General features: G+C 37.4%; 29 protein-coding genes. 14 read left to right on the forward strand and 15 right to left on the reverse strand.

From position 1 onward, the window contains the following. Window positions 1-60: 60 nt before the first annotated feature. Window positions 61-573 carry a GspH/FimT family pseudopilin gene (locus tag AC0JIQ_RS03060; protein WP_050041455.1) on the reverse strand — a complete coding sequence of 171 codons (513 nt, stop codon included), beginning with the start codon at window positions 571-573 and terminating at the stop codon, window positions 61-63. A gap of 387 nt (window positions 574-960) precedes the next feature. On the opposite strand from AC0JIQ_RS03060, the gene omp38 reads away from it, so the two are divergent. Next, entirely contained in the window at window positions 961-1,998 is a 1,038-nt protein-coding gene (omp38, locus tag AC0JIQ_RS03065) for an outer membrane protein Omp38 (protein ID WP_241307096.1), read from the forward strand. Window positions 1,999-2,146: 148 nt separating this feature from the next. Here the strand turns inward: omp38 and AC0JIQ_RS03070 are convergent, their stop codons facing one another. From AC0JIQ_RS03070 to AC0JIQ_RS03090, 5 genes are all read right to left on the reverse strand, one after another. Then, on the reverse strand, window positions 2,147-2,305 hold the full coding sequence (locus AC0JIQ_RS03070; RefSeq protein ID WP_474202602.1) for a hypothetical protein: 159 nt from the start codon (window positions 2,303-2,305) through the stop codon (window positions 2,147-2,149). A 4-nt stretch (window positions 2,306-2,309) separates the two neighbouring features. Continuing rightward, entirely contained in the window at window positions 2,310-3,515 is a 1,206-nt protein-coding gene (locus AC0JIQ_RS03075) for an RtcB family protein (RefSeq protein WP_474202603.1), read from the reverse strand. Window positions 3,516-3,752: 237 nt separating this feature from the next. Further along, window positions 3,753-5,210, reverse strand: a complete 1,458-nt coding sequence (locus AC0JIQ_RS03080; RefSeq protein WP_046740265.1) for an amino acid permease — start codon at window positions 5,208-5,210, stop codon at window positions 3,753-3,755. A gap of 18 nt (window positions 5,211-5,228) precedes the next feature. Continuing rightward, window positions 5,229-6,245, reverse strand: coding sequence for a methyltransferase (locus AC0JIQ_RS03085; protein WP_474202604.1), 1,017 nt, complete (start codon window positions 6,243-6,245; stop codon window positions 5,229-5,231). A gap of 62 nt (window positions 6,246-6,307) precedes the next feature. Continuing rightward, window positions 6,308-7,666 (reverse strand): uracil-xanthine permease family protein, encoded by a 1,359-nt coding sequence (locus AC0JIQ_RS03090; protein ID WP_004664690.1) that lies wholly within the window; start codon window positions 7,664-7,666, stop codon window positions 6,308-6,310. A 176-nt stretch (window positions 7,667-7,842) separates the two neighbouring features. Between AC0JIQ_RS03090 and typA the strand changes: the two genes are divergently transcribed. The 3 genes from typA to AC0JIQ_RS03105 all read left to right on the forward strand — a co-directional run bounded on the left by typA (window position 7,843) and on the right by AC0JIQ_RS03105 (window position 10,843). After that, window positions 7,843-9,678, forward strand: coding sequence for a translational GTPase TypA (typA, locus tag AC0JIQ_RS03095; protein ID WP_004664688.1), 1,836 nt, complete (start codon window positions 7,843-7,845; stop codon window positions 9,676-9,678). A gap of 245 nt (window positions 9,679-9,923) precedes the next feature. After that, a complete protein-coding gene (gene mscL / locus AC0JIQ_RS03100) occupies window positions 9,924-10,352 on the forward strand; it encodes a large conductance mechanosensitive channel protein MscL (RefSeq protein ID WP_004664687.1) in 429 nt (142 codons plus the stop codon). Between the two features lie 152 nt (window positions 10,353-10,504). Continuing rightward, window positions 10,505-10,843, forward strand: coding sequence for a gamma-glutamylcyclotransferase family protein (locus tag AC0JIQ_RS03105; protein WP_474202605.1), 339 nt, complete (start codon window positions 10,505-10,507; stop codon window positions 10,841-10,843). A gap of 41 nt (window positions 10,844-10,884) precedes the next feature. On the opposite strand, the gene AC0JIQ_RS03110 is transcribed toward AC0JIQ_RS03105, so the two are convergent. Together AC0JIQ_RS03110 and mutM are read right to left on the reverse strand one after the other, a co-directional pair. Continuing rightward, window positions 10,885-11,175: a peptidylprolyl isomerase gene (locus AC0JIQ_RS03110; RefSeq protein ID WP_004664683.1), complete on the reverse strand. Its 291-nt coding sequence runs from the start codon at window positions 11,173-11,175 to the stop codon at window positions 10,885-10,887. Window positions 11,176-11,208: 33 nt separating this feature from the next. Beyond that, window positions 11,209-12,030, reverse strand: a complete 822-nt coding sequence (gene mutM / locus AC0JIQ_RS03115; protein ID WP_474202606.1) for a bifunctional DNA-formamidopyrimidine glycosylase/DNA-(apurinic or apyrimidinic site) lyase — start codon at window positions 12,028-12,030, stop codon at window positions 11,209-11,211. Window positions 12,031-12,236: 206 nt separating this feature from the next. Between mutM and AC0JIQ_RS03120 the strand changes: the two genes are divergently transcribed. After that, window positions 12,237-14,366, forward strand: coding sequence for a TonB-dependent receptor domain-containing protein (locus tag AC0JIQ_RS03120; RefSeq protein ID WP_474202607.1), 2,130 nt, complete (start codon window positions 12,237-12,239; stop codon window positions 14,364-14,366). A gap of 45 nt (window positions 14,367-14,411) precedes the next feature. Here AC0JIQ_RS03120 and AC0JIQ_RS03125 read toward each other — a convergent pair whose 3' ends face one another. From AC0JIQ_RS03125 to ygfZ, 5 genes are all read right to left on the reverse strand, one after another. After that, a complete protein-coding gene (locus tag AC0JIQ_RS03125; RefSeq protein WP_474202608.1) occupies window positions 14,412-15,215 on the reverse strand; it encodes a tetratricopeptide repeat protein in 804 nt (267 codons plus the stop codon). Window positions 15,216-15,432: 217 nt separating this feature from the next. Further along, entirely contained in the window at window positions 15,433-16,164 is a 732-nt protein-coding gene (locus AC0JIQ_RS03130; protein ID WP_346510821.1) for a DsbC family protein, read from the reverse strand. Window positions 16,165-16,240: 76 nt separating this feature from the next. Continuing rightward, window positions 16,241-16,561, reverse strand: coding sequence for a low molecular weight protein tyrosine phosphatase family protein (locus tag AC0JIQ_RS03135; protein ID WP_474202609.1), 321 nt, complete (start codon window positions 16,559-16,561; stop codon window positions 16,241-16,243). 12 nt (window positions 16,562-16,573) lie between these two features. Further along, window positions 16,574-17,266, reverse strand: coding sequence for a DsbC family protein (locus AC0JIQ_RS03140; RefSeq protein WP_474202610.1), 693 nt, complete (start codon window positions 17,264-17,266; stop codon window positions 16,574-16,576). A gap of 161 nt (window positions 17,267-17,427) precedes the next feature. Then, window positions 17,428-18,150, reverse strand: coding sequence for a CAF17-like 4Fe-4S cluster assembly/insertion protein YgfZ (gene ygfZ / locus AC0JIQ_RS03145; protein ID WP_474202611.1), 723 nt, complete (start codon window positions 18,148-18,150; stop codon window positions 17,428-17,430). Window positions 18,151-18,335: 185 nt separating this feature from the next. Here ygfZ and AC0JIQ_RS03150 point away from each other — a divergent pair, with 185 nt between their 5' ends. The 5 genes from AC0JIQ_RS03150 to AC0JIQ_RS03170 all read left to right on the forward strand — a co-directional run bounded on the left by AC0JIQ_RS03150 (window position 18,336) and on the right by AC0JIQ_RS03170 (window position 20,445). Further along, complete coding sequence (locus tag AC0JIQ_RS03150; protein WP_474202612.1) at window positions 18,336-18,782, forward strand: SRPBCC family protein; 447 nt, start codon at window positions 18,336-18,338, stop codon at window positions 18,780-18,782. Between the two features lie 62 nt (window positions 18,783-18,844). After that, window positions 18,845-19,180 (forward strand): DUF2004 domain-containing protein, encoded by a 336-nt coding sequence (locus tag AC0JIQ_RS03155; RefSeq protein ID WP_004664670.1) that lies wholly within the window; start codon window positions 18,845-18,847, stop codon window positions 19,178-19,180. Window positions 19,181-19,209: 29 nt separating this feature from the next. Further along, window positions 19,210-19,566 carry a DUF488 domain-containing protein gene (locus tag AC0JIQ_RS03160; protein ID WP_474202613.1) on the forward strand — a complete coding sequence of 119 codons (357 nt, stop codon included), beginning with the start codon at window positions 19,210-19,212 and terminating at the stop codon, window positions 19,564-19,566. 51 nt (window positions 19,567-19,617) lie between these two features. Next, window positions 19,618-19,962, forward strand: a complete 345-nt coding sequence (locus AC0JIQ_RS03165) for a zinc ribbon domain-containing protein YjdM (protein WP_346510811.1) — start codon at window positions 19,618-19,620, stop codon at window positions 19,960-19,962. 147 nt (window positions 19,963-20,109) lie between these two features. Beyond that, window positions 20,110-20,445: a YegP family protein gene (locus tag AC0JIQ_RS03170; protein WP_046738379.1), complete on the forward strand. Its 336-nt coding sequence runs from the start codon at window positions 20,110-20,112 to the stop codon at window positions 20,443-20,445. Window positions 20,446-20,499: 54 nt separating this feature from the next. Here the strand turns inward: AC0JIQ_RS03170 and AC0JIQ_RS03175 are convergent, their stop codons facing one another. Both AC0JIQ_RS03175 and AC0JIQ_RS03180 read right to left on the reverse strand, forming a co-directional pair. Then, a complete protein-coding gene (locus AC0JIQ_RS03175; RefSeq protein ID WP_474202614.1) occupies window positions 20,500-22,215 on the reverse strand; it encodes a proline--tRNA ligase in 1,716 nt (571 codons plus the stop codon). A gap of 189 nt (window positions 22,216-22,404) precedes the next feature. Then, window positions 22,405-23,061 carry a hypothetical protein gene (locus tag AC0JIQ_RS03180; RefSeq protein WP_474202615.1) on the reverse strand — a complete coding sequence of 219 codons (657 nt, stop codon included), beginning with the start codon at window positions 23,059-23,061 and terminating at the stop codon, window positions 22,405-22,407. A 280-nt stretch (window positions 23,062-23,341) separates the two neighbouring features. Here AC0JIQ_RS03180 and pilG point away from each other — a divergent pair, with 280 nt between their 5' ends. The 4 genes from pilG to AC0JIQ_RS03200 are packed head-to-tail and all read left to right on the forward strand — an operon-like array spanning window position 23,342 to window position 26,818. Beyond that, window positions 23,342-23,725, forward strand: coding sequence for a twitching motility response regulator PilG (pilG, locus tag AC0JIQ_RS03185; protein ID WP_004652356.1), 384 nt, complete (start codon window positions 23,342-23,344; stop codon window positions 23,723-23,725). Window positions 23,726-23,744: 19 nt separating this feature from the next. Next, on the forward strand, window positions 23,745-24,107 hold the full coding sequence (locus AC0JIQ_RS03190) for a response regulator (RefSeq protein WP_004664659.1): 363 nt from the start codon (window positions 23,745-23,747) through the stop codon (window positions 24,105-24,107). A 39-nt stretch (window positions 24,108-24,146) separates the two neighbouring features. Beyond that, a complete protein-coding gene (locus AC0JIQ_RS03195) occupies window positions 24,147-24,683 on the forward strand; it encodes a chemotaxis protein CheW (protein ID WP_004664657.1) in 537 nt (178 codons plus the stop codon). A 47-nt stretch (window positions 24,684-24,730) separates the two neighbouring features. After that, the gene (locus AC0JIQ_RS03200) at window positions 24,731-26,818 is read left to right on the forward strand and encodes a methyl-accepting chemotaxis protein (protein ID WP_474202616.1); all 2,088 of its coding nucleotides are present in this window, start codon (window positions 24,731-24,733) and stop codon (window positions 26,816-26,818) included. Window positions 26,819-26,839: the final 21 nt, after the last annotated feature.

The following is a 26,839-nucleotide window of genomic DNA, read 5'->3' on the forward strand; positions in this document are numbered from 1 at the left end:
ATATTAAAAAAACCATGCGAATAAAGTATTTTACGTCGTTTAAGCTAGACTGAAGAGTTTTTAACACGTGGTAATTTCCTTACTACGTATTTGTCCCATATTGCTGAGAATTAATTGGGTATGATGATTAGAATCATTCATACAATAAAAGAAGCTTCCATTTGAGCCTCTTGGTAGGCCTGTGTCACCTTGGAAAGTAAGTGAATTTACTCTTAATGTACCTCTCCAATCTAATCTCCCATACTTATAATTAAATGCTTTGGAATACAATAAAGGATCATTTGAATCACGTTGTCGATTAGCATTTAAATCAAGGAATCCGATTAGTCCACTGTTCCAATCCGAATCGCAGCTAGTTAAGTCTTTACTTGCGCATAAAGTCACATTTTTATGATAAATCTGTGCATCAGATTTGGATTTTTGTATGTAAATTGTGAGTATTCTTTTCATTTGATTTACTTCATTTGAAATCAATAATTGATTCAAATAAGGTAAACTGAGGCATGCTAGAATCGCACAAATAGCAAGTGTTACCATTAATTCACTGAGAGTGAATCCTTTAACTTTTAACATTTTTTTACCTTTTGATAATTTTGTAATTTTTTTATTAACAAAGTGTTAAGTAATTACTGTATTTATTAAATTAAGTTTAGTATTAGAAAAACTAACCATTACTTCATGAAGCAAATGCTGCTAAAATTGAAGAAAGCGAACAATAAGCTATTCGAACTTTAAAGTTGAATTGAAAATTTACTGAACTACAACGGAAATTGTAAGAAATTTTGTCAATAATTTACGAGGTTAAAGTTATCAAGCACTTGGAAAATTCATCAAGTGTTTGTATGATTCAAAGTGAAGTGAATAGCTTAAAAATAATACTGTAAACATTTTATGTTCGCAGGGCCAAAAATCATCGGCTAAGCTTGAACAACAAACAATTGTTATCTCTGGAGGATATCCATGAAATTGAGTCGTATTGCACTTGCTATGCTTGTTGCTGCTCCTTTAGCTGCTGCTAATGCGGGTGTAACAATAACTCCATTAATGCTTGGTTACACATTCCAAGACACTAAACATAACAATGGCACTGATAAGCATCTAACAGATGGTCCTGAGCTTCAAGACGATTTGTTTGTGGGTGCAGCTCTTGGCGTTGAATTAACACCATGGTTAGGTTTTGAAACTGAATATAACCAAGTTAAAGGTGATGTAAAGGGTATTGATGGCGCTGAATATAAGCAATCTCAAATCAATGGTAATTTCTATGTTACTTCTGATTTAATTACTAAAAATTATGATAGCAAAATCAAACCTTATGTATTGTTAGGTGCTGGTCATTATAAATATAAAGGTGCTGGATCAATTTCTGGCAACGAAGCTGAAGAAGGTACTTTAGGTAATGCAGGTTTTGGTGCTTTCTGGCGCTTAAATGATGCTTTATCTCTTCGTACAGAAGCTCGTGGTACTTATAACATCGATGAAGACTTCTGGAACTATACAGCACTTGCTGGTTTAAACGTAGTTCTTGGTGGTCATTTGAAGCCAGCTGCTCCAGTAGTAGAAGTTGCTCCAGTTGAACCAACTCCAGTTGCTCCACAACCACAAGAGTTGACTGAAGATCTTAACATGGAACTTCGCGTATTCTTTGATACGAACAAGTCTGACATCAAACCACAATACAAGTCTGAAATCGCGAAAGTAGCTGAGAAATTAGCTGAATACCCGAATGCGACTGCACGTATTGAAGGTCACACTGATAACACTGGTCCACGTAAGTTAAACGAACGTTTATCTTTAGCTCGTGCTAACTCTGTTAAATCAGCGCTTGTTAACGAATATAACGTTAACGAATCTCGTTTGACTACTCAAGGTTTTGCTTGGGATCAACCGATTGCTGACAACAAAACTAAAGAAGGTCGTGCTATGAACCGTCGCGTATTCGCTGCGATCACTGGTAGCCGTACTGTTCTAGTACAACCAGGTCAACAAGCTCAATAATTAGAGTTTTTGAACTGAATAAAAAAAGCGACTCTGATGAGTCGCTTTTTTTATATGGGTTTGTATACAAGTGATTCGAATATATAAACATTTTGATTGCTCCTGCAAAATAATTTGATTGATGTGTTTGATTAATATTTTCTAGAATTTACCAAACTTCTTTTCTAAGCTGTTGTTTGGTATTTTGTCTTTCTCGACGGTGCTGAGCTCTAGGTTTTTCTGTTTCGTGGATTCCTCCTTTTTGTAGTAAAGGGGAGAGCGCAACAGGATTACGAACTGTGATTTTAGGCATCGCTTTAAGTTTCATTTATTTAACCTTTTATACATAGAACTTGTTTAAGGGTGTGCACGATTTCGATTAAATCTGATTGGTTTGCCATGACTTGATCAATATCTTTATATGCACTTGGTATTTCGTCAATTACACCACTGTCTTTACGACATTCAATACCTTGGGTCTGCTGAATCAAATCCTCTTGACCAAAAAGTAATTTGGCTTTACTACGACTCATTTTTCTTCCTGCGCCATGCGAACATGAGCAGAATGATTCAGGGTTAGCTTTGCCCTTCACAATATAGGAGCGAGCCCCCATTGAACCAGGAATAATGCCTAATTCATCTTGACCAGCACGGATTGCACCTTTTCGAGTAATCAGGAGATCTTCACCAAAGTGATTTTCTTGGCTGACATAATTGTGGTGGCAGTTAATCGCTTCTTTGGTCATTTGAAAGGGGGGGAGCAGAGGTCGAATTGCTTCTAAAATGAGACGCATCATTTCACGTCTATTCTCAAAAGCATATTCCTGTGCCCATTCCACCGCTTCAACATAGTCATTAAAACTATTTGAGCCTTCTGCAAAATAACTCAAGTCCTTATCTGGTACATGCCCAAATCGATGTTGAGCTTCTTTCTTTGCTAGCTCGATAAAATAAGTTCCAATCACATTACCTAAACCACGGCTACCAGAATGTAGCATCACCCAAACGTCCTGATTTTCATCCAAACAGAGTTCGATAAAGTGATTGCCACCGCCTAAGGTACCGAGTTGTTTTTGCCATGTCACATCAAACTTTCTGAGCATCCGAACTAAGCCAGGGTGCTTTTTAATGATCGGCTGCAAGCGTTTTTCCAATGGAATAATGCTTGAGGCTTTCGCCTTAATTTGTTTGTGTAACTCAAAGCCTACAGGGACTTTACGTTCAATTGCATGACGTAAAGGTGCGAGATTATCTGGCAACTGTGATGCCTTTAAATTGAGTCGGATAGCATTCATGCCACAACCGATGTCGACACCGACAGCAGCGGGAATAATCGCGTGTTTTGTAGGGATGACGCTACCAACAGTTGCACCTTTACCTACATGCACATCAGGCATCACGGCAACATGTGAATACACAAATTGCAGTTGTGCCATTTTCTTTAGTTGTTCAATGCTTTCGCTATCAATATCATTGGTGAATATTTTTACTGGAACACCATATTCAGCATTAGCATTAAGTATTTTTTGTATGCCCATTTTCTTATCTCAGGTATTTTAATTTTGCATCCGAATAGGCATAAAAAAACCTAGCGAATGCTAGGTTAAATAGAGCATTCGGACAAGTGATTCTGATTTGTACACTTGTCCGTGAGTCGACAGTGCCAAATCTTAAGTTGTTGTTCCTTGTATTGCTGGCATGATGTCGTCCTCCTATATAATAGTGCAGCTGATTTTACTGATATTTAGTTAAGGGTCAAGTGAATTTTTGGCTTTTTATTCGCCTTCTTTCACGTTCATATCTTTATATGCAATCAATTTGGTTTTGTACTTCCATTTATAACCCAACCAAATCGCCAAAAATAATGGAATACTGATATAGGTTGAAACTAAGCCTAACCAATCAACTTTACCACCCAGCACAGCTTGATAGTTTTGTCCTAAAATGATGATAGAGCAGAGAACAAAGGCAAACCAAGGTGCAAATGGGAAAAACTTGGCACGATAAGCAAGATCTTCAAGTTTATGCCCTTGAGCAATATAGCCTTTACGGAAACGATAATGTGAAATGGCAATACCTAACCAGACGATAAAACCACACATCCCAGACATATTTAACAACCAGTTAAACACTTGTTTTTCGCCGATAAAGGTGGTCAAGAAACATAATGCAGCAACTGCTGTTGTTGCATAAAGTGCATTCATGGGTACGCCACGACCATCAAGTTTTGAGAACCATTTTGGCGCTCGACCTTCTTTTGCCATATCGAATAGCATACGCGTAGATGAATACATCCCAGAGTTACCTGCAGATAAAATCGCACTGAGAATAACCGCATTCATCAAACTTGCAGCAAAGGCAAAGCCTGCTTTTTCATACAGTAAGGTAAATGGTGACAATGCAATATCTTCACTTTGTGCCGCTTTTAATAGAAGTGGATCATCATAGCTCACCAATGTACCAATGATAAAAATACACAAGATATAGAACAGTAAAATACGCCAGAAGATTTGTTTAATCGCCAAAGGAATCGTTTTCTTTGGATCTTTAGATTCACCTGCTGCAACGCCAACCATTTCAGTTCCTTGGAAGGAGAATCCAGCGATCATGGCAACACCGATCAGGGCTTGTAAGCCACCAACAAACGGGGCATCTTTATAATGCCAGTGTTGAAAGGTTGATACATTCGGTGTCATCATAATTTTAGCAATCATCCAGATACCGATGATGATAAACACAATGATTGCAATCACTTTAATCAAAGAAAATAAGAACTCACTTTCACCAAAGCCTTTTACTGTCAATGCATTAATCGCAAAAATAATGGCAAGGAAGATTGCACTCCAGTAAAACCCAGGAATATCTGGAAACCAGAATTTCATGATGAACTGAACTGCGACCAATTCAAAAGCAACAGTGATTGCCCAGTTATACCAATAGTTCCAGCCTAAGGCGAAACCAAAACCATCTTCGACATAACGACTGCCATAGGTGAAGAATGCACCTGAAGTTGGATTGTGCGTGGCTAATTCACCGAGACTGGTCATCAAGAAATAAATCATGATTCCGATAAGGGCATAGGCCAATAACGCACCACCAGGACCTGCTGTTGCAATCGTTGAACCTGAAGCAAGGAATAAACCTGTACCAATTGATCCACCAATGGCAATCATATTTAGATGGCGTGCTCCGAGCTGACGCTGAAGGTGTTGAGGAGCAGATGTATCGCTCATAAAAATTCCTTAAACTGTTTATTTCGCACAGGCATATAACACTTTGAATCCCTGTTGATCTGCCTTCACAAGACATTGACCAAAGCTCTGCTCAATCAGAGGTGGATAATTTAGAAAACGATTAGCCACGATCCATAGTTCACCTGAACTTTTCAGATGCTTTTTCGCCAATTGGCAGAGTTCTTCACTTGCATCGTAATTGGTATGAATGCCTTGATGAAAAGGTGGATTACTCACGATGGCATCTAGATCTTTAGGTGCATCAACAAAACCTGTGACAGGCTGTAGATGTAGCTGTGCTAAGTTCAGATCATTTTTTTGAAAAGTGAACTCAGTAGACCGTAATGCAAATGCATCAACATCAAGTGCAAAAATGTGCTGGTTTGCATTTATTTTGGCTAAATAAGCACTAATAATTCCAGCACCGCAACCAAAGTCGGCAATCTTACCTGATTTTACTTGGCTCAGGTAAGGGAGTAATACAGCTGTTCCAATATCTAAATGGTCTTGACTAAATACACCTGGTAAAGCACAGATTTCGAGCTGTTCTTGATTGACTTGCACAATATAGTTTTTTAACCAATGGTCAAGTGGTTTGTGTATTTCAGTCTTTTCAATTTTCATGTGCCAAAATTGACAGTGGCGTGCGCTATCAATTTTAAAGGCTTTGCCATATTGCAGTAGTTGTTTTGCAGCACGTTCAACACCGCCTTTTTTTTCACCCACTAAAAATACGCTTTGACCTAGTGTTAACTGGCTAACCACGACATGAAGAATATAATTCAATAACTCTTTAGATTTTGGAACGAAAATAACAACCTGATCAAAACTTGCTTGTGGAAACTCAACTGAAAAATGTGAATTTATACCACTGCTTTGAAAACCTTGATGATCAGCATAATTCCAAGTCCAGACAGACGCTTGCACTTGGCTAGGTAAATTTTTGGCGAGTTGATCATTGGGCGCATTAATCAGTAAAACTTGCCCATTTAAATAATCTTGTTGTCGTATAACGACTTCACTACGTGGATCCATTTTGATCTCTCATCAAAAACAAAGCCCAGTGGTGAAACTGGGCAATTACGATGGTTAAAAGACTATTTTTGAGTTTCAGGTAAAACAATATTTAAAATCAACGCGGCAATACCACCCGTTGCAACACCTGAGCTGAAAATGTTTTTGAATAATTCAGGAAGATGTTCAAGGATTTGTGGAACTTGTGCTACACCTAAACCTAATGCGAGTGAAATCGCAATAATCAGTAAAGCGCGACGGTCAAGATGAATACTTGAAAGAATATTGATTCCAGATGCAGCCACCGCACCAAACATCACCATTACCGCACCACCTAGCACTGCTTGGGGAACAGCTTGAATTACAGCAGCTACAGCAGGGAAGAGGCCTAAAATGATCAATAAGATCGCAATCCAGATCCCGACATAACGACTTGCCACGCCAGTGAGTTGAATCACGCCATTGTTTTGTGCAAACACTGAACTTGGGAAGGTGTTGAAGATACCTGCTAAAAATGAGTTAGCACCATTCACAAGTACACCACCTTTAATGCGTTGCATCCAAATGGGGCCGTCTACAGGCTGGTTAGAGATTTTGCTAGTTGCTGTCACATCGCCAATGGCTTCAAGTGAAGTAACGAGATAGATGAATGCCATTGGAATGAACAAGCTCCAAGAGAAGCTTAGACCAAAATGCATCGGCGTAGGAATCTGAATTAATGGGGCGTCTTGCAATACGGAAAAGTTTAAATGACCCATAAAGCCTGCAAGAATGTAACCAATCACCAATGCGATTAAAATTGCTGAACTTTTTACCCAAATAATTTGAACACGATTCAATAAAATAATGACCGCCAGTACTGTACAGGACATGATCAGATTGTCTGTATTGGCAAAAGTATGATCTTGCATGGCCATATAACCGCCTCCCATGCTAATCAGACCTTCTTTAATCAGTGTTAAACCAATTAAAAGAACAACGATACCTGTAACTAAAGGGGTAATTAATTGTTTTACCCAAGGTAAAATCCGAGACACGCCCATTTCAATAAATGAGCCTGCAATTACCACACCGAAAATAGCAGCCATCACTTGCTCAACAGGCGTACCTGCAGCAACCATGGCGCTACCAATACCAATAATTGGGCCAATAAAGTTAAAACTTGTACCTTGAACAATCAATAGTCCTGCACCGAAAGGACCAACTTTTTTACACTGTAAAAAGGTTGCAATTCCTGAGATGATCAGAGACATCGACAGGATCATATTGGTGTCTTCACGAGATACACCAAGCGCTAAGCAAATTAACAATCCTGGAGTAACAATTGGGACTAAAATTGCTAAAAGATGTTGTAAAGCTGCTAAAAATGCGATGAACGGTTTTGGACGATCATTGAGTCCGTAGACGAGATCAAGTGGCTGTTGGGGTTGAGAATTTGACATGGGAGTATAAGAAAAGCGATAAGCAATAGTGGAATATTCTAATAGAGTTAGCCTACTTTACCAACGATTCTGAAACAGTTCGTCCGAAAAAAAGTTTCATGTCAACAAACTGTCACTACTAAAGTTTAGGATTTTTCTATATAATCTGCCCTCAAATTTTAAGCGTATCGAATTCTATGTCTGATATTAAGAATCTCCGCAATATCGCAATTATTGCGCACGTCGACCACGGTAAAACCACGCTTGTCGATAAATTACTTCAACAATCTGGTGCTTTGGGTGACCGTGCAGGCGAGATTGAGCGTGTCATGGACTCGAATGCGCTTGAAAGTGAACGTGGTATTACTATTCTTGCAAAAAATACGTCAATTACGTGGTTAGATCAACGTACTGACACAACTTACCGCATCAATATTGTAGACACCCCGGGACATGCGGACTTCGGTGGTGAAGTTGAACGTGTAATGTCGATGGTTGACTGCGTATTGCTTCTTGTTGACTCTCAAGAAGGTCCAATGCCACAAACTCGCTTCGTAACGCAAAAAGCATTCGCGCGTGGTTTGAAGCCAATCGTAATTATCAACAAAGTTGATAAGCCAAGTGCACGTTGTGACTGGGTAATCGATCAAGTATTTGACTTGTTTGATAACTTGGGTGCAACTGATGAACAGTTAGATTTCCCAATCGTTTACGCTTCTGGTTTGCGTGGTGTAGCTGGTCCTTCTCCTGAAGAATTAGCTGAAGATATGACACCATTGTTCCAAACTATCGTTGATATCGTTGAACCACCAGCAGTTGATGTTGATGGTCCATTCCAAATGCAGATTTCTTCACTTGACTATAACAGCTTCGTTGGTGTTATCGGTGTTGGTCGTATTCAGCGTGGTGGTGTAAAAACGAATACTCCTGTGACTGTGATTGATAAAGAAGGCAATACACGTAACGGTCGTATCTTAAAAATCATGGGTTACCATGGTTTAGAGCGTATTGATGTTGAAGAAGCATCAGCAGGTGATATCGTTTGTATCACTGGTATTGATGCACTCAATATTTCTGACACAATTTGTGATCAAAAAAATGTAGAAGCTTTGCCACCATTGTCTGTAGATGAACCTACGGTTTCGATGACATTCCAAGTAAACAACTCACCGTTTGCTGGTAAAGAAGGTAAATTTGTAACATCACGTAATATTCGTGAACGTCTTGATCGTGAATTGATTCACAACGTGGCATTACGCGTTGAAGATACTGATAGTCCAGACCGTTTTAAAGTTTCTGGTCGTGGTGAACTTCACCTTTCAGTATTGATTGAAAATATGCGTCGTGAAGGCTTTGAAATGGGCGTATCACGTCCACAAGTGATCATGAAAGAAGTCGATGGCGAAAGACAAGAGCCATACGAAAACGTAACGTTTGATGTTGAAGAACAACATCAAGGTTCAGTAATGGAACAAATGGGTCACCGTAAAGGCGAAATGACCAATATGGAAGTTGACGGAAAAGGTCGTATCCGTATTGAAGCAACTGTACCTTCACGTGGTTTAATCGGTTTCCGTTCTGAGTTCTTAACCATGACTTCTGGTACAGGGATCATGACATCAAGCTTCTCTCATTACGGTCCTGTTAAGCAAGGTACTGTTGCGAAGCGTCAAAACGGTGTATTGATTTCTATGGTTCAAGGTACTTGCTTGGGCTATGCATTATTTAGCTTACAAGACCGTGGTCGTTTATTCGCTAAACCTCAGTTAGAAGTTTATGAAGGTATGATCGTGGGTATTAACTCGCGTTCGGACGATATGGTTGTTAACCCAACTAAAGCAAAACAATTAACCAACGTTCGTGCGTCTGGTACTGATGATGCTTTAACTTTGACGCCTGCAATTGAATACACGCTTGAACAAGCACTTGAATTCATTGAAGATGATGAGTTAGTTGAAGTAACACCAAAATCGATCCGTATTCGTAAACGTTACTTAACTGAAAACGAACGTAAGCGTAACCGTGATAAATAATTTTTCTTCACTGAAAAATGACAAAACCGCTAAATTTATTTAGCGGTTTTTTATTGCATAAATTTCAGGGTAGGGACATGCTTAAACACATATTTTTATTAAAATAAAAAGTGTTGTTAAAGTGTGAAATAGCTTTCTTTTTTTGATAAAAATATTAAATTATCAACATTATGTGGATAGCCGCACCTGTGTAATAAACAATGCAAAAATGGGTTGCGATTAAGTTCAACTCTGGAGAGTTATAAATGAGTATTATTCAAGAATTTAAAGAATTTGCCATCAAAGGCAATATGATGGATCTTGCCATTGGTGTCATCATTGGTGGTGCATTTGGTAAAATTATTGATTCATTAGTGAAAGATATCATCATGCCACTTATTTCAGTTATTACTGGCGGGGGTGTTGATTTTACGCAGAAGTTTATTGTGCTTGGAGACAATCCAAATAATTTACAGTCTTTAGATCAATTAACGAAAGCAGGTGTCAATGTTTTGACCTATGGTAATTTCTTAACGATCTTTATTAATTTCATTATTTTGGCATGGGTTGTGTTTCTTATGGTGAAAGTAATGAACCGTATGCGTAAACAAGAAGAAGCAGCGCCAGCTGAACCAGCAGCAACGCCTGAAGATATTCAATTATTACGTGAAATTAGAGATTCTTTGAAAAAATAAGTACTGATTATTTTCATAAAAACGGCATTTTAAAATGCCGTTTTTTTATGAGGCATCTGAATCATATTTAGTGAATAATGCATCGTTTTACATAGAAAATTTAATACTTTCATTTTAAGATGCTGTACAAACTAAAAGAGGGATTAACCAATATGAATCGATTATTTGTATATGGCACATTATGCCCAAATCGAGAAAATGCGCATATCCTTGCAGCGATTGGTGGGGAATGGGATAAGGGATCTGTTCATGGAACTGTGCATATATTAGATTGGGGACCAGACAAAGGTTTACCTGCCTTAGTTTTAGCTGAACAAGACCCATTAATCATGGGATATTTATTCAGCACGGAAAAATTAGAACAAAACTGGCAAATGTTAGATGATTTTGAAGGATTTCAATATGAGCGAGTTGTTGCTGAAGTTGTCTTGGAATCTGGTGAAAAAATAGATGCATGGACTTATGTGATGAAACCGCAAGAATTAAAATAACTGAGAAGAGGAGAGAGCTTAAAATAATTAAGCTCAAACCATTATCTTAAGCCATCCATGCGAAATTTCACTTCAATCAAGTGAAAACCAAATTGGCTTTTGATCGGGCCGTGTAAGATTCGTTCTGCTGCTGTAAAAACTAGTTTATCAATAACAGGGACCAATTGCCCCTTTTTCACTTCACCGAGTTCGCCTCCACGTTTAGCTGAGTTGCAAGTGGAGTATTGTTTGGCGATTTTGCTAAAATCAGCACCAGACTGAATTCGTTTTTTTAGCTGTTCTGCTAAGTCTTTATCTTTGACGAGAATATGTCGAACAATTGCAGTTTGCATAAGGTTGTTCTCCTTGATTGCATCTTAAATGGTCTATACTTTGCTTAATTTCAAAGGTTGGCATTGTGGACAAAATACACTAGCACGTTGACCCAACTTTAAGTTTTCTAATGTAGTTTCACAATTAACACACATTTCACCTGCGCGACCATAAGCTAAAAGTGTCTGCTGAAAATAGCCATTTTCACCCATGGCATTACTATAGTCACGTAAAGTCGAACCACCTAAATCAATTGCTTGTTTTAAGATGCGTTTTACTTCGATGACTAACTTTTCGACTTGTACTTTGCTCAGCGTCGAAGCAGGTTGCGCAGGATGAACCCCGATGTTGAATAAACTTTCAGTTGCATAAATATTGCCCACACCAACCACTATATGGTTATCCATTAAAGCAATTTTAATGCCGACATTTTTTTTAGCTAATTTTTCATGCAAATATGTTGGATTAAAATTTTCAGTTAATGGTTCTGGTCCTAGCGTATCAATCAATTTACTTTGATTGGTTTCATCTAACCATAGAATACACCCAAAGCGCCGTGGGTCATGGTAGCGGAGTTGCTGATCTTCAAATTCGATCACAAGATGGTCATGCTTTTTTAATTCATCACTGGATTGACATAGGCGAAAGCTTCCTGACATACCTAAGTGCCAAAGCATTTGATCTTGTTCAAATTCAGCCAAAATATATTTGGAACGACGTTTGAGTTGAATTAAACGTTGACCAATTAATTTTTCAAGATCATCAGGGATAGGCCAGCGCAAACTAGGATTGTGTACTCTTACAGCTTGTACACGTTGTTCTAAAAGCGGCAGTAAACTGGTTTTTGTGGTTTCAACTTCAGGAAGTTCGGGCATAGTGAGCTCAAGTTGTTTCAACAACAATACAATGAGGGCAAATGTTTAACTTACAATTATGACGATATTTAATTTGATTAGCTAATCATCATTAAAATTGATTTTTGGTTTTTTTAGCTAAGGTTAAAGATCTAATCTAATTATAAAATAATGAAATACTTACTTTAAAAAGCTTGCCCTTAAATTCTGTGAAACAAGGAATTTTCATGCCTTTAGTAAAAACAAATTTTTTATATGGTTGTGTTGCAATAAGCATGGGTTTGAATGGCTCTTTTGTTTGGGCTACTGAATCAGAGGTAGATCGGCCTATACAGCTTCCGACAATCAAGGTCGAAGCAACTCGTACTGACACTGCTTATATGGAAACACCAGCATCAATTTTTAGGGTAGATATGCCTAAAAATGATCAGAGCTTAGAAGTTAATTTAACTGAGGTTGTGAAGGGGATACCTAGCGTTCAACTGCGCAATCGAGAGAATTATGCACAAGATTTACAACTTTCTATGCGTGGTTTTGGTGCGCGTTCCACATTTGGAGTTCGTGGAATTCGTTTATATACCGACGGTATTCCTGCCACAATGCCAGATGGACAAGGGCAAACCTCAAATATTGATTTAAGTAGTTTAAGTCATCTTGAAGTATTAACAGGTCCATTTTCTTCGTTATATGGAAATTCTTCAGGAGGTGTGATTCTAGCAACAACAAAGGAAGGACAGGGCAAAGATTCGATAGAGATGAGTTATGCGGGCGGCAGTCATCACAAAAATCATGCTGGTTTAGTTTTACAAGGCGGTTCAAAAAATCAAAATGAACCAAGCTATATGATTAGCTCATCCTATTTTGATACAGATGGTTATCGTAATCATAGTAGTGCAGAAAAAGTATTAAACAATGCAAAACTCGCATGGAATTTAGATGATGGTAGTAAAATTAATTGGATCACAAACTATGTGAACATCGATGCTGATGATCCAGGTGGGTTAACTCGTGTAGAAAAGGAAAATAATCCTAAACAAGTGGCTAAAAATGTTTTGGATTACAATGCTCGAAAAAAAATTGAGCAAACCCAAACTGGTATCACATGGTCAAAGCCGATAAATGATCAAAATGAAATTTACGCAATGAGTTATATAGGGCAACGTCATGTAACTCAGTATCAATCTATTCCGCAAATAACTCAGACTAATCCTAATACGCCGTATCAAGCGGGCGGAGTAATTGATTTTAAACGTGACTATTATGGTGCCGATTTTCGTTGGACAGGAAAAGATTTGTTGCCACATACCCAATTAAGTGCGGGGCTTGCAATTGATGCGATGAATGAGAGTCGACAAGGATATCTGAACTTTCATGACACTGGTGAAAAAGGTATTAAAGGTGCTTTACGTCGAGATGAAAGAAACACGTTGTGGAATATAGATCCATATTTACAAGCTGCTTGGTACTTTTTACCTGCGATGCGGCTTGATACTGGTGTCCGTTACAGTAATGTGCATTACCAATCCAACGACCATTATATTGTTGGATTGAATGGTGATAACAGTGGAAAAACGACTTACCAAGAGGTTTTACCTTCAATCGCTCTGAGCTGGCAGATTATCCCTCAAGCCTTAATCTACGCAAGTTATGCCAAAGGTTTTGAGACCCCGACATTTACGGAGATGGCTTATCCTGCACAAGGTGGAGCACGTAGCTTAGATTTAAAACCCTCTAAAAGTGATAATTATGAGCTAGGCTTAAAATCATCAAATGTATTTGGTGATTTTAATTTGGCAACATTCTATATTCAGACCAAAAACGATATCGTCGCTGCAGAAAATATAGGTGGGCGAGCAACCTTTCGTAATGCTGAAAAGACTTTACGTAAGGGCGTTGAATTTGCATGGAATAAAAAGTTTTGGAAAGATTTAGTTGTTAATGCAAGTTATGCCTATTTAGATGCAACTTTTGACTCTACAGTACCCGCGATTGGAAAAGTTGCTCAAATCCCTGAAGGTAATGCCATTCCTGGCATTGCAAAAAACCAAGCTTTTATAGGTTTTTCTTGGAAACCAGAACAGGGTTTTTATGCTGGATTTGATACCCAATTCATGGATAAAGTTTATGTGAATGATATGAATGGTGATGCGGCAGAGAGTTATACAATTGCATCGGCTTATACTGGATATACATTTCACTATACGGATTGGAGTTTAAATGGATTTGCCCGTATAGATAATTTATTTAATAAACAATATGTCGGTTCAGTGATTGTGAATGAAGGAAATAATCGTTTCTTTGAACCTGCAGATAGGCGCAATTGGAGTGCTGGGATTAAGTTAAGCAAACAATTTTAAATAAAAGCAGCACTCTATAGGGTGGAAGTGCTGCTGAATTGATTATTAGTTCTTTGTTTTTACTGAAGCTGCTTTTTTTGCAGCAATTGCTTCTTCAACTTTAGCCAATGATTCCTTCGCATTTGGATAGTTAGCTGCTGCTAAGCGAGCAAAAATATTTTTTGCCTGCTCTAAATCTTGGTCAACAATACCTCCATTTGCTAACATATTGCCGAGAACCATTAAAGATGGTGCATAACCTTTTTTAGCTAAATCTTTAAGGCTATCAACCGCCTGTGATTGCATAACAGGATTTTTATTTTTAACACCAACACTTAAATCGTAGATTGTCTTGAGATGTTTTGCTGGATAATAATCCTTCCGTAGCAATGGTAATAGTTTCTGAACAGCGATCTGATCATATTCAGGTTTGCCTTGCTCAAATAAAATTTTTGCAGTTTCAACAATGGCTTCATCAGAACCTTGATTAGACGCTTTGTCTAAATACTCTTTGTATTTTTGATTATTTTTAGTGATGCCCAAATCACCTTTATGATAAGCCTGTGCTAATGTATAACTGGCTTGAGCAAAGCCTTTATTTGATGCATCTTGATAATGTTGTACGGCTTTCTTTTCATCCTTTACTGTGCCTTGACCAACTTGAGTCATATAACCTAGGTTATAAATTGCTTGGGCATTCCCTGTATCAGCGAGACGCTGCATTTCTTGAAATGCAGCAGGGTAGTTTTTTGCTTCGTATAGTTTAGTTGCTTGAGCAAATGCATCTGGTTTTGCAGTTACTTTACTATCAGCTGCAAATGTTGAATGACTTGTAGCAAGAATTAAGCTGGCAATCAGCAACTTTTTCATTTTATTTATTCCTTTCACAGATATCTGCTTTAATCCATTACATGGCAGTTTTTAATGCCTTCATCATAAAAGTTTGGTGTGAAATGTAAATATAGATTTTGTATAAATCTTGCTTAATTAATTTATTTTAATTTTTATATTATTTAATATAAATCAGAATCTTATGTTGTAAGTGGTGGCTTGCCAGTCAACTGAAAAGCCACCACTTAATTAGACACTATTTTTTAGTTTGTGCTTCTAATAGAAGTTGTTCAATTTGTTGAGCATTTTGTGGTAAGCCTGCGACTCTAGTGCCATTTTCAAGGAAGATTGTAGGTGTCCCACTAATTTCTAGATTTTGTCCTAAAGCAATATTTTTCTGTACAGGTGTTTCACATGTACCTGAATTTTGGGCTAACTTACGATGTAGCATGTAATCTTCCCAAGCCTCATATTGATTTTTTGCACACCAAATTTTATTTGCTGCAGTTTCAGCTTGTGGATGCAGTTTCTTAAGTGGGAATAAAAAAATGTAGACCGTTACATTGTCGATAGAGGTCATGTATTGTTCAAGTTTTTGACAATATGGGCAATCGGGATCGGTAAAGACATATAAAGTACGTTCGCCTTTACCTTTAATGTGTTTAATGGCTTGTTTGAGAGGTAGTTGTTTTACATCAATTTTACTCAGTTCAGAAATACGATCTTCTGTTAGGTTTTTCTGATTTTTTACATCGAGTAAATTGCCAAAGAAAAGATATTTAGCATTTTCATCTGTATAGATAATCTTGCCAGACACATAGACTTCATAAATTCCATTTAATGGAGATGGGGTGACTGAAGTAACAGGAATATCTGGATAATTTTGTTTAAAGTTTTGTTCTAAGGTTTTGCTATCAGCATGTGTTATTTGTAAGCTTAATAGACTCAGTGATAAGGCTGATAGCCAAGTTTTGATGGTTATTTTCATTTGAGAGAGAGATATTGTTGAGAATAGGTGAACAATAACCTTCATTTCGATTCTCGACAAGAATGATCATTAAACTTTATTTCAAATAAGGCTGCATTGCCAATTGTAGTAATTCAATCAGCTCGGGATCCATATAGTGATAGTCATCTGGAATATCGAGCACAAACACTTTCTTATGCGACAGTTGTTTGGAAAATTGTTCTTTGATCTGTTGTTTGTGTCGAGATTCCATAACAAAAATTTGTTCAGCCCATAGAATATCTTTGATTGAAATCGTATGTTTAGCATTACGACTGGTTCCTGCTGAACGGGTATGTAGACCATACCCGTTTGCGAAAATACGTTCGGCTGTTGGACTACGCCATTGATTGCGACTGCAAATAAAGAGAGTATTCAATTAAGCACCAAATTAATGATCAGTGTTGTTAATAAAATCTTCTAAACTTTCGAGTTGAGGTACTCCTACAATTCTATGACCTTTAGAATTAAATATCGTTGGTGTTAGATTAATCCGATATTTTTTAGTCATTATCATATTTTGATCTATAGGCTGATCACATGAATTATTTCTTTGATTGGGTTTATCGCCATCTAATAAATAGGTTTTCCATGCTTTAATCGGATCTTTTGAGCACCAAATATTCTTAGATGTTTCAATCGCTGAGGGGTGTAGATGTGTTAAACCCATAGGGAATGTATAGATCGTTATGTTATCCACCTCTTCAAGAATACCTTGTAAGGCCTGACAAGCAGGACAATCTGGATCGGCAAAAACATATAAAACTCTTTCACCATTTCCTTTGATCTCTTTTAATGCATTTGCAGTGGGTAGTTGTTTGGGGTTAATTGCATAATGCTTTTGATAGTTGAAGTCCGCTATGTTGTGCATATTTTCAAGATCAATAATGTCTCCAGAAATTAAATATCGACCAGAAGCATCTATCCATATAGAGCCTCTGATGTTTGAAAGAGTATAAAGATCTGGAATAGGTGTTTTATCTATAAATTCTGGTTTTAATTCATTAGGCAGACTTTGGATTCTTTGATTAATTTTTTCTGTGTTAGCAAAACTAGATTGCATATTAAATAAAGCGGTAGCCATCGTAATCATAAAAATTAATATAGATTTAAGCACAGGTAATTCCGATAAATTGAATAAAATAAAAAAGTATTTGTTTTAAATAAGAGTATATGCTTAATTTTAATTAAAGGATCTTATTTATAATTAAAAAGCCCTAGTAAAAGGGCTTTTGTTTAAAATGATTATTGTGGTCGTGCTACATCACCATTTAATACTTCTGGTAAATCCAAAACCTTTACACCAAGTTCTTCTAAAGCAACTGGTTTTGCAATTACAAGTGCGATATAGCCATCTTCAAATGCAGCACTATTCACAACCTCAACATCTTTACTTAGCTGGCTAGCAGGAGAAGGCACAGTATCTTTGGCTTGGATTAAATGTAACCAATGTTTTGGTTTTGCTTTAAACCATAGACGTGCCACAATTTCCTGACCTAAATAACAACCTTTATCAAAATGTACACCATCACGTTGATGCAAACGTAGTTCTTGTGGTTGAAACAAATGTTCTGTACTTTGACTAATCCATGCTTGACCTGACTGAATCGCTTGAACTTGCCAAGCATCGATGTCTGCCTCTACAGAAGAAAACTCAGTCTGAATGCCATTTAATGAAGGAAAAACAGATCCTATTTCTTCTAATTTCATTTTTGAAAAAGCACCAAACTTTTTAATATGTTTGGAAAACTCTTCGGCTTGATCTTGGGTGGTTACAAGTTCAAAACTCTCTGGATTTAATCTTTTAATCCATAACCCAAAATGAATACGTCCTTTTAAGTCACAAATAGCGGTATAGCGATTTTCATTTTCAGGGAGACGTTCTACATGAACAGTCACTTGACCCTGTAGAAATTTTTGCGCATCTACACCATTTAAGCTAAAAGCAGTAAAAGCAAGCTGACTCATAGATTAATCCTAAAGCTGCGTTCTTATCACTAAATATGGAGTGCTATTTTGCGCCATTTTTTACAAAAAAGCAGCTTTAGATTCTAGATATTCGGGTTCAATTGAGCGATTGAAGGAATAGTATTTCATCACTAAATCGCTATGATAGATGCACGAATTAAAAATAACTTAGTCGGAGAATAATAATGAGTGGAACAGTACAACTACATCGTGTATTTAATGCACCGCCAGCTCGTGTTTTTAAAGCCTTTCTCGATCCAGATGCCTTAGTAAAGTGGATGCCACCTCATGGATTTACCGCCAAAATCCATCACTTAGACCCGCAAGAGGGTGGAACATACAAAATGTCATTTACTAACTTTTCAACTGGACAAATTCATTCATTTGGAGGGACGTACATTGAGCTTATCCCGAATGAATTATTACGCTATACCGATAAGTTCGATGATCCTAATTTACTAGGTGAAATTCAGGTCACAATAAAATTAAAATCGGTGTCAGTAGGAACCGAAGTGCATATTATTCAAGAGGGAATACCTGATGTTATTCCTGTTGAAGCGTGTTATTTAGGTTGGCAGGAATCTCTGTATTTATTGGGGTTGCTGATTCAAGCTGAAATTCCAAATGAATAACAACTCTTTAGCTTAATTCAAACTAGCTAAATTTTTAATATTTAATCATATTGGGGAATATTATGTCTGAAGAAATTCTTGAACACAGAGAACAATTAGCTCGTGTTGCCATGCGCGAAGCTTTAGAAAATCAACAAGCAGAAGATAGTGTGGAGTTATTTATTCAACATCATCTTGAAGAAGTTGAACCTGAATATTGGGAAAAATATTTTGACACATCAAAACCTAATTTATTACAAATTTTAGAGTTACTGGTATTAGATTCACGTTGGGATGAGGGTGATCTGGAAAGTTATGAAATTTTAGATTTCACCTTACCAGATGAGATCACAAATTACGTTATCTGCGTTAGTTTTGATTCAAAAGGGCAGGTTGTTAATATTTCAATGGAAAGCTGAAAAATTTGTGAGATGCGGGATAGGCTGATGTGAAAATTGACATTAAACGTATTTATGATCCTGTAGAACCGACTGATGGACAGCGTGTATTAGTAGATCGGTTATGGCCAAGGGGGATATTGAAAGAGCAGGCACATTTAGATTTATGGCTTAAAGATATTGCCCCCTCAACTGAATTGAGAAAAGCATTTTGTCATAAGGTTGAACATTGGCTGAGTTTTCAGGAAGGATATTATAAAGAGCTTAAAGAAAACCCTTATGTAAATCAGCTTAGAGACATGGCACAGCAACAGCAAGTAACGCTCATTTACGCAGCTAAAGATCCTAAGCTTAATGATGCCCTAGTACTTAAAAATTATTTAATTGGACAAGCGATTCAAGCTTAAATTTTGAAAAAATGCGTCTATCGATCATAATAGTGCTTTTGAGATGTTTTTATGTCTTTTCCACACTGCCCAAAATGCCAATCAGAATATACTTACCAAGATGGCGACTTATTGATTTGCCCTGAATGTTCACATGAATGGAAAGAAGGGGAGGCATCTGCTTCAGAACAACAAGAGATTATTAAAGATGCCAACGGTAATATTTTAGTTGATGGTGATAGCGTCACTGTCATAAAGGATTTAAAAATCAAAGGCTCATCATCTGTAGTTAAAGTTGGAACGAAAGTGAAAAGTATTCGTTTATTACTCGATGCGAATGATGGGCATAATATTGATTGTAGAATCGATGGGATCGGTGCAATGAAATTGAAATCTGAGTTTGTAAAAAAGATTTAATTCAAGTCATTTAAGGGGGCATATCAGTGCCCCTTTGCTATTCAAAAACTTACCAAAAGTGAACAATAAATCATTTTCTATTGGTATAAAAAATAATCTATAAATAAAGCTATAACAATCAAAACAACTCAAATAAAAGAGGTATTTATGGCAGGATGGTTTGAGGTAAATCAAGCAAGTGATGGTCAATATCGTTTCATACTTAAGGCTGGGAATGGTGAAGCTATTTTGAATAGTGAACTTTACAAAACTAAAGCATCTGCTTTAAATGGGATTGCATCCGTTCAAAAAAATAGTTCAGATGAAGCACGCTATGAAAGACTAACTTCAAAAAATGATAAAGCTTATTTTAATTTAAAGGCGGCTAATCATCAGGTGATTGGTACAAGTCAGCTTTATGCAACTGAGCAATCTCGTGATAAAGGGATAGAATCTGTTAAAAATAACGGCTCTTCAGAAACAATCAAAGATCTGACAGTTTAAGTTTTCAATAAAAAAGCCGTTTATTAAACGGCTTTTTTATTGCTAGGATGAAGATTAGCCTATAAGTTTAGCTAATAGTTCTTCTTTACCTAAATTGCTTGCTTCAAGATCGCGACGACCTTTGTACTCAAAAGTGCCTGCATCAAGACCTTTCTCACCAATAACAATACGGTGAGGAATACCCATTAATTCAAGATCAGAGAATTTTACTCCGGGGCGTTCATTACGATCATCCAGCAATACATCATAGCCTTGAGCTTGTAATTCAGCATAAAGCGTTTCAGCTGCTTCAAGGGTACGAGGTGATTTATGTGCATTCATTGGCACAATCGCAATGTCGAATGGAGCAATCGCTTGAGGCCAAATAATTCCTTTGTCATCAAAATTTTGTTCAATTGCCGCTGCAACCACACGTGTTACACCAATTCCATAACATCCCATTGTAACAGTGAATGGTTTGCCATCTTCACCGAGTACTTTACACCCTAAAGCTTCTGAGTATTTTGTACCGAGTTGGAAGATATGACCGACTTCAATACCACGTTTGATTTGAAGTGTACCTTTACCATCTGGAGAAGGGTCGCCTTCAACAACATTACGTAAATCATAAACTTCGGTAAATTTTGCATCACGCTCCCAGTTCACACCTGTCGCATGTTTATCGACTTCATTTGCACCCGCAACAAAGTCAGATAATACGGATGCAGCACGATCCACAATCACGGTTAAGCCTTTTTCAACTAAACCTTGTGGACCGCAGAAACCTGCTGTTAAACCATGTTGTTCTAATTGTGCTTCAGTTGCAAATGCCAAAGGTGCAGCAATTAAAGGATGCTTTTCAGCTTTAATATCATTTAATTCGTGATCGCCACGTAAGAATAGAGCAACAACGGGTGTATTGCCATTTTCATCTGTTTGACCTTGTACAAGTAAAGCTTTTACAGATTGTTTTGCATCACTGTTTAAAAATTGGCAAACATCGGCAATTGTTTTCTGATTTGGTGTATCGACTAAGGTCATTGTTTGAGTTGGCGCAGCACGCTCACCGACTAACAATGCTTCTGCCATTTCAACGTTAGCGGCGTAATCAGATTCAGTAGAAAATGCGATATCATCTTCGCCACTTGCAGCAAGTACATGAAATTCGTGTGAAGCAGAACCACCAATAGAACCTGTGTCTGCCTGTACTGGACGAAAATCTAGCCCAAGGCGTGTAAAAATACGGCTATAGGTGTCATACATGACATCATAGGTTTCTTGTAGCGATGCTTGAGTTGCATGGAAAGAATAAGCATCTTTCATAATAAATTCACGAGATCGCATTACACCGAAACGTGGACGAATTTCATCACGGAATTTAGTCTGGATTTGATAGAAATTTACTGGTAATTGCTTATAACTTTTTAGCTCATTACGTGCCAAATCTGTAATGACTTCTTCATGAGTAGGACCAAGCACGAATGGATTATCATGACGATCTTTGAAACGAAGTAATTCTGGACCGTATTGTTCAAAACGACCAGATTCTTCCCAAAGCGCAGCAGGTTGAGTGACAGGCATAAATACTTCTAATGCGCCTGAACGGTTCATTTCTTCGCGAATAATCGCATCTACTTTCTTTAAAACACGTGTTCCCATGGGCAACCAAGAGTATAAACCAGAAGCTAATTTACGAATCATCCCCGCACGTAACATGAGCTGGTGCGAAATGACTTCAGCATCATTTGGGGTTTCTCTTAACGTTGCAAATAAAAAGCGGCTTGCGCGCATGGAAACTGTCCTAAAGTTAAGTGTTATTTAGAAATACTCAAACGAGCAAAATTATCTACTCAGTTTTAAGCAATAGCATTATGACATGAATCATTGAATTTCGTGTAATCTAAAGCAAGCTGAATGAATTAAAACTATGAAAATTAAGATTTAATATTTTTGAGAGAACATGCAAGAAAAACTTTAAGTCTATTGTGTTTCTTGTTCAAGATTTTTTAAACGGTTAATAATATCCGCATAATCAGTTTCAGTTTTATGATAGGCATTGCGTAAACTTTCCACTGTTCTTTTTACATTTTCAATATTCTTGGCATTATTGTCTAAATTGTTTTTGAGTTGAGCGGGGAGCGTTTCTCCCTTACGATGATATTCCATCTCTTGTCGCTTAAATCCAATTTTGTCTTGTTGTAGCTGTTGTAATTGTTCTTGTTGATAATTAAGTTGCTTTTTCAAATTAGCCAAAATTTGATCTCTTTTGGTTGCCGCTATTTTTGTATTTCCATAAGCACGTTTTAATCTCATATCTTGTTCGCGCTGACGTGCCATAGATTCGCGACGAGAAGATTGTTGTACATCTACTGTTGCGTTATAAGCACGGTTGCGTTTGATTACTTGCATATTACGATCAAGTGCTTCATAACCATAACGAATATGTTCAGGTGTAACTGATGTACTCACATTAGCCACACCATTTTTATCATAATAACGATACCATACAGCTCTGGGTTGCTCTGTAGCCGCAAAACTTGAACTGCAAAAAATCAATAAAAAAAACGCGCAAATGTAATTACGAGTAATCGTTGTAAAGTGGCTAATGCCGAAACCGCACTTTAACGAACCAGTCATTACATTCCCCGGAAAAAGTTAACTAAATCACTTATTTTTAAATAATAATCAGTTGTATATTAGTAGCTATTTAGATAATTAAAAATAGTTAGTATACAAAAAATTTAGGAATTTGACGAAAAGTGTGAGCAATTTGTTATTGTTATTGAAAACTGATAGGTTGGTTCAAAAAACTTCGTTGATAATGCAAGTAAAGATATGTTAAAAATATCAACTGATCTGTATAAAACAAATTAAACCAACCATAATTTGTATTGAGTGAATGGGGCAGGACAATTAAATGGAAGATAAATTTCAAAATTTGAAGGTAATGGTGATTGACGATTCAAAAACGATTCGTCGTACAGCTGAAACGCTTTTACAACGAGAAGGTTGTGAAGTGATCACCGCTGTTGATGGTTTTGAAGCATTATCAAAAATTGCAGAAGCAAATCCTGATATCGTGTTCGTCGATATCATGATGCCTCGTTTAGATGGTTATCAAACCTGTGCACTGATTAAAAATTCTTTAAATTACCAAAATATCCCAGTGATTATGTTGTCAAGCAAAGACGGTTTGTTTGATCAGGCTAAAGGGCGCGTTGTGGGTTCGGATGAATATTTAACTAAGCCATTTAGTAAAGATGAGCTGTTAAATGCGATTCGTAATCACGTTAGCGCATAAAATTTAAATTGAGGAAAAAATGGCTCGTATACTTATTGTAGATGATTCACCTACTGAAACATTTCGCTTTAGAGAAATTTTGACTAAGCACGGTTATGAAGTTTTAGAAGCAACGAATGGCGCTGACGGTGTCACGATGGCGCAAGCAGAACTACCAGATCTCGTACTAATGGATGTGGTAATGCCAGGAATGAATGGTTTCCAAGCGACACGCCAAATTAGCAAAGGTAAAGACACGCAGCATATTCCTGTTGTGATCGTAAGTACCAAAGATCAGGCAACAGATCGTGTTTGGGGTAAGCGTCAAGGTGCTTGTGATTATTTGACCAAGCCGATTGATGAGCAACAGCTAATTGATGTGATTAAACAATTATTAAGTTAATTCGTACGAGCCTTTTCATTACTCAATACGGGATAGGGTATGGCAGCAAATGGATTTATCGAATTGCTTCGCTTATCCAAGCGAGGCAACAAACAATATGCTTCAACTCAAAATGAAGTCAGCCGTTGGTCTGGTATCGCATTTGAGATGTTAGGGCAATATTTTGTTGCACCATTAGGGGAAATTTCGGAGGTGATTTACCCTCCAAAATATACCCCTGTTCCTAATACTCAGGCATGGGTACGTGGTTTGGCAAATATTCGTGGTCGATTGCTTTCAGTTTCTGATTTAACACATTTTATTTCAGGACAACGGAGTCAGTTTTCACCAACACAAAAAGTAATATGCATTAGCCATCAAGACCATTATGTAGGCTTGGTTGTTGACCAAGTTCTTGGAATTCAGCACTTCAATAAAAAGAGTTTTTTTTCACAAAGTGCTGATCTAGATAATAAATTGAAAGATTATTGTCAGGGATACTTCCATCAACATAATCAGCAATGGCATGTGTTTTTACTGAGTCGGTTGTTGCAAAATCCTCAATATATGAATGCATCAATAAAATTTATAAACTAATTTGATACGCTACGGAAAATAAACGCGTATTCAGGGGAGAAGCTGACATGGGCTTTAAACTTAAAAAGAAAAATGGTAGTAGTGCTGATAGTACTGGTCTTAAGAATGGTGGTGCATTTTTAGAGAATGCTCGAACGCAAATTGATCAGTTTTCTCGCTTATTTGGTGAAACTGAAAAGTCGAAACCAATTCTATACCGTGCGATTGGTGCTTTAGCTCTTGCAGTTATCCTCTTAATTTATTTATTCGTGAGTGTTCCTCGTCATAACCAGTTAACTCGTAGTTTGGGTGAGTTACGCTTGTTATCTCAGATGATTTCTCGTCAGGCAACCGAGGCAACGGCATCTGGTACACCTGAAGCAATGAAAAGCTTAGTTGAATCTGAAAAGCGTTTTGCTGAGAATTTAGAGACGGTTGAAAGTGTATATGGTACTGGTTCAGAAGAGTATAAAAAAGCAAATGCACTTTGGACGAGTGTTTCTAAGAACATTGAGTTAATTGCTTCACAACAAAAAGTTATTAATCAATTATACGATACAAACATCTCGATCAGTGAAACGATTCCTGAAATTCAGGCTGAATATAACTTGATGGTTGATCAGATGGTTCGTGAGAATATGCCAAGTAGTCAGGTAATTATCACAAAAAACCAAGTGTTTATTGCTGAACGTATTTTGCGTTCGATTAACTCTGTTTTAGTTGGTACCGATAATTCAAACGTTTCGGCAAACGATTTTGGAGCGGATATTGATACCTTTGGTGTTTATTTAAACGCGCAATTAAATGGTAGTACAGAACTTGGTGTAGATCGTATTGCATCTCCTGATTTACGTGAGTCTGTAGATAGTATTAAATCTGATTATGATGCAGTATTGAAATCAGCGGCAGCAACAGTATTGCAAAACGCAAACCAAATTGTTCGTGTACGTCAGGCATCTTCGCAAATCTTTTCTCAATCAGATGCTTTGTTAACGTCATTAAACGATTTATCTAACAAAGCAGAGGGTGGATGGGGTAACGTTATTGCGGGTGTTGTATTAATTGGTGCGTTAGGTCTATTGATTTTCTCTGCACTACAATTACTTGCTTTACGTAGTAATACAGATAAAGAGCGTGTAACTCGTTTACAAGATGAATATGACCGTAACCAAAATGCAATTTTACGTTTACTCGATGAAATTGCCGACTTAGCAGATGGTGATTTACGTTCATATGCAACAGTATCAGAAGATTTTACTGGTGCGATTGCCGACTCGATTAACTTCGCAATCGATCAATTACGAGACCTTGTATCTCGAATTACTGAAACATCTCAAGAAGTTGCTCGTTATACCCAAGATACTCAAGATATTACCAACCAATTAGCAGAAGCTTCTGAACATCAGGCGCAAGAAATTGCAGGTGCATCAGCAGCGATGAACGAAATGGCATTGTCGATTGACCAAGTATCTTCGAATGCATCCGAGTCTGCTGAAGTAGCACAACGATCTGTACAAATTGCGTCGAATGGAGCAGAAGTTGTAAACCGCTCTATCGAAGGTATGGATCACATTCGTGAACAAATTCAAGAAACTTCAAAGCGTATTAAGCGTTTGGGTGAGTCTTCTCAAGAGATTGGTAACATCGTATCTTTAATTAACGATATTGCCGACCAAACCAACATCTTGGCATTAAACGCAGCGATTCAAGCATCTATGGCTGGTGAAGCAGGTCGTGGTTTCGCAGTCGTAGCCGACGAAGTACAACGTCTTGCAGAACGTTCTGCATCAGCAACGAAACAGATTGAAAGCTTAGTAAAAACCATTCAAACAGATACGAACGAAGCTGTTATTTCAATGGAACAAACGACGTCAGAAGTTGTCCGTGGTGCGAACTTGGCAAAAGATGCGGGTATTGCACTTGATGAGATTCAAACCGTATCTGGTGACTTGGCAAAATTAATTGCGAGCATTTCTGATGCAGCAAAACTTCAGTCTGCATCAGCAAGTCACATTGCAACAACGATGAATGTTGTACAAGAAATTACGTCACAAACGACGACAGCAACGTTTGATACAGCTCGTTCGGTTTCTGAATTGGCAAATATGGCTGAATCATTACGTGAATCTGTAACTGACTTTAAGCTACCTGAATAAGCAGCAAAGGGGAGGCAGAGT

This window comes from Acinetobacter sp. FB, from assembly GCF_056033405.1.

Excerpts from the sequence above, each read along its gene's own strand:
- AC0JIQ_RS03150 (WP_474202612.1), top strand. The coding sequence starts at position 18,336 with ATGAGTGGAACAGTACAACTACATCGTGTATTTAATGCACCGCCAGCT.
- AC0JIQ_RS03085 (WP_474202604.1), bottom strand. The coding sequence starts at position 6,245 with ATGGATCCACGTAGTGAAGTCGTTATACGACAACAAGATTATTTAAAT.
- mutM (WP_474202606.1), bottom strand. The coding sequence starts at position 12,030 with ATGCCCGAACTTCCTGAAGTTGAAACCACAAAAACCAGTTTACTGCCG.
- AC0JIQ_RS03125 (WP_474202608.1), bottom strand. The coding sequence starts at position 15,215 with ATGAAAAAGTTGCTGATTGCCAGCTTAATTCTTGCTACAAGTCATTCA.
- AC0JIQ_RS03120 (WP_474202607.1), top strand. The coding sequence starts at position 12,237 with ATGCCTTTAGTAAAAACAAATTTTTTATATGGTTGTGTTGCAATAAGC.
- mscL (WP_004664687.1), top strand. The coding sequence starts at position 9,924 with ATGAGTATTATTCAAGAATTTAAAGAATTTGCCATCAAAGGCAATATG.
- AC0JIQ_RS03105 (WP_474202605.1), top strand. The coding sequence starts at position 10,505 with ATGAATCGATTATTTGTATATGGCACATTATGCCCAAATCGAGAAAAT.
- AC0JIQ_RS03130 (WP_346510821.1), bottom strand. The coding sequence starts at position 16,164 with ATGAAAATAACCATCAAAACTTGGCTATCAGCCTTATCACTGAGTCTA.
- omp38 (WP_241307096.1), top strand. The coding sequence starts at position 961 with ATGAAATTGAGTCGTATTGCACTTGCTATGCTTGTTGCTGCTCCTTTA.
- ygfZ (WP_474202611.1), bottom strand. The coding sequence starts at position 18,150 with ATGAGTCAGCTTGCTTTTACTGCTTTTAGCTTAAATGGTGTAGATGCG.
- AC0JIQ_RS03165 (WP_346510811.1), top strand. The coding sequence starts at position 19,618 with ATGTCTTTTCCACACTGCCCAAAATGCCAATCAGAATATACTTACCAA.
- AC0JIQ_RS03110 (WP_004664683.1), bottom strand. The coding sequence starts at position 11,175 with ATGCAAACTGCAATTGTTCGACATATTCTCGTCAAAGATAAAGACTTA.
- AC0JIQ_RS03180 (WP_474202615.1), bottom strand. The coding sequence starts at position 23,061 with ATGACTGGTTCGTTAAAGTGCGGTTTCGGCATTAGCCACTTTACAACG.
- AC0JIQ_RS03080 (WP_046740265.1), bottom strand. The coding sequence starts at position 5,210 with ATGAGCGATACATCTGCTCCTCAACACCTTCAGCGTCAGCTCGGAGCA.
- AC0JIQ_RS03170 (WP_046738379.1), top strand. The coding sequence starts at position 20,110 with ATGGCAGGATGGTTTGAGGTAAATCAAGCAAGTGATGGTCAATATCGT.
- AC0JIQ_RS03195 (WP_004664657.1), top strand. The coding sequence starts at position 24,147 with ATGGCAGCAAATGGATTTATCGAATTGCTTCGCTTATCCAAGCGAGGC.
- AC0JIQ_RS03175 (WP_474202614.1), bottom strand. The coding sequence starts at position 22,215 with ATGCGCGCAAGCCGCTTTTTATTTGCAACGTTAAGAGAAACCCCAAAT.
- AC0JIQ_RS03070 (WP_474202602.1), bottom strand. The coding sequence starts at position 2,305 with ATGAAACTTAAAGCGATGCCTAAAATCACAGTTCGTAATCCTGTTGCG.
- pilG (WP_004652356.1), top strand. The coding sequence starts at position 23,342 with ATGGAAGATAAATTTCAAAATTTGAAGGTAATGGTGATTGACGATTCA.
- AC0JIQ_RS03155 (WP_004664670.1), top strand. The coding sequence starts at position 18,845 with ATGTCTGAAGAAATTCTTGAACACAGAGAACAATTAGCTCGTGTTGCC.
- AC0JIQ_RS03060 (WP_050041455.1), bottom strand. The coding sequence starts at position 573 with ATGTTAAAAGTTAAAGGATTCACTCTCAGTGAATTAATGGTAACACTT.
- AC0JIQ_RS03075 (WP_474202603.1), bottom strand. The coding sequence starts at position 3,515 with ATGGGCATACAAAAAATACTTAATGCTAATGCTGAATATGGTGTTCCA.
- AC0JIQ_RS03200 (WP_474202616.1), top strand. The coding sequence starts at position 24,731 with ATGGGCTTTAAACTTAAAAAGAAAAATGGTAGTAGTGCTGATAGTACT.
- AC0JIQ_RS03090 (WP_004664690.1), bottom strand. The coding sequence starts at position 7,666 with ATGTCAAATTCTCAACCCCAACAGCCACTTGATCTCGTCTACGGACTC.
- AC0JIQ_RS03190 (WP_004664659.1), top strand. The coding sequence starts at position 23,745 with ATGGCTCGTATACTTATTGTAGATGATTCACCTACTGAAACATTTCGC.
- AC0JIQ_RS03140 (WP_474202610.1), bottom strand. The coding sequence starts at position 17,266 with ATGGCTACCGCTTTATTTAATATGCAATCTAGTTTTGCTAACACAGAA.
- typA (WP_004664688.1), top strand. The coding sequence starts at position 7,843 with ATGTCTGATATTAAGAATCTCCGCAATATCGCAATTATTGCGCACGTC.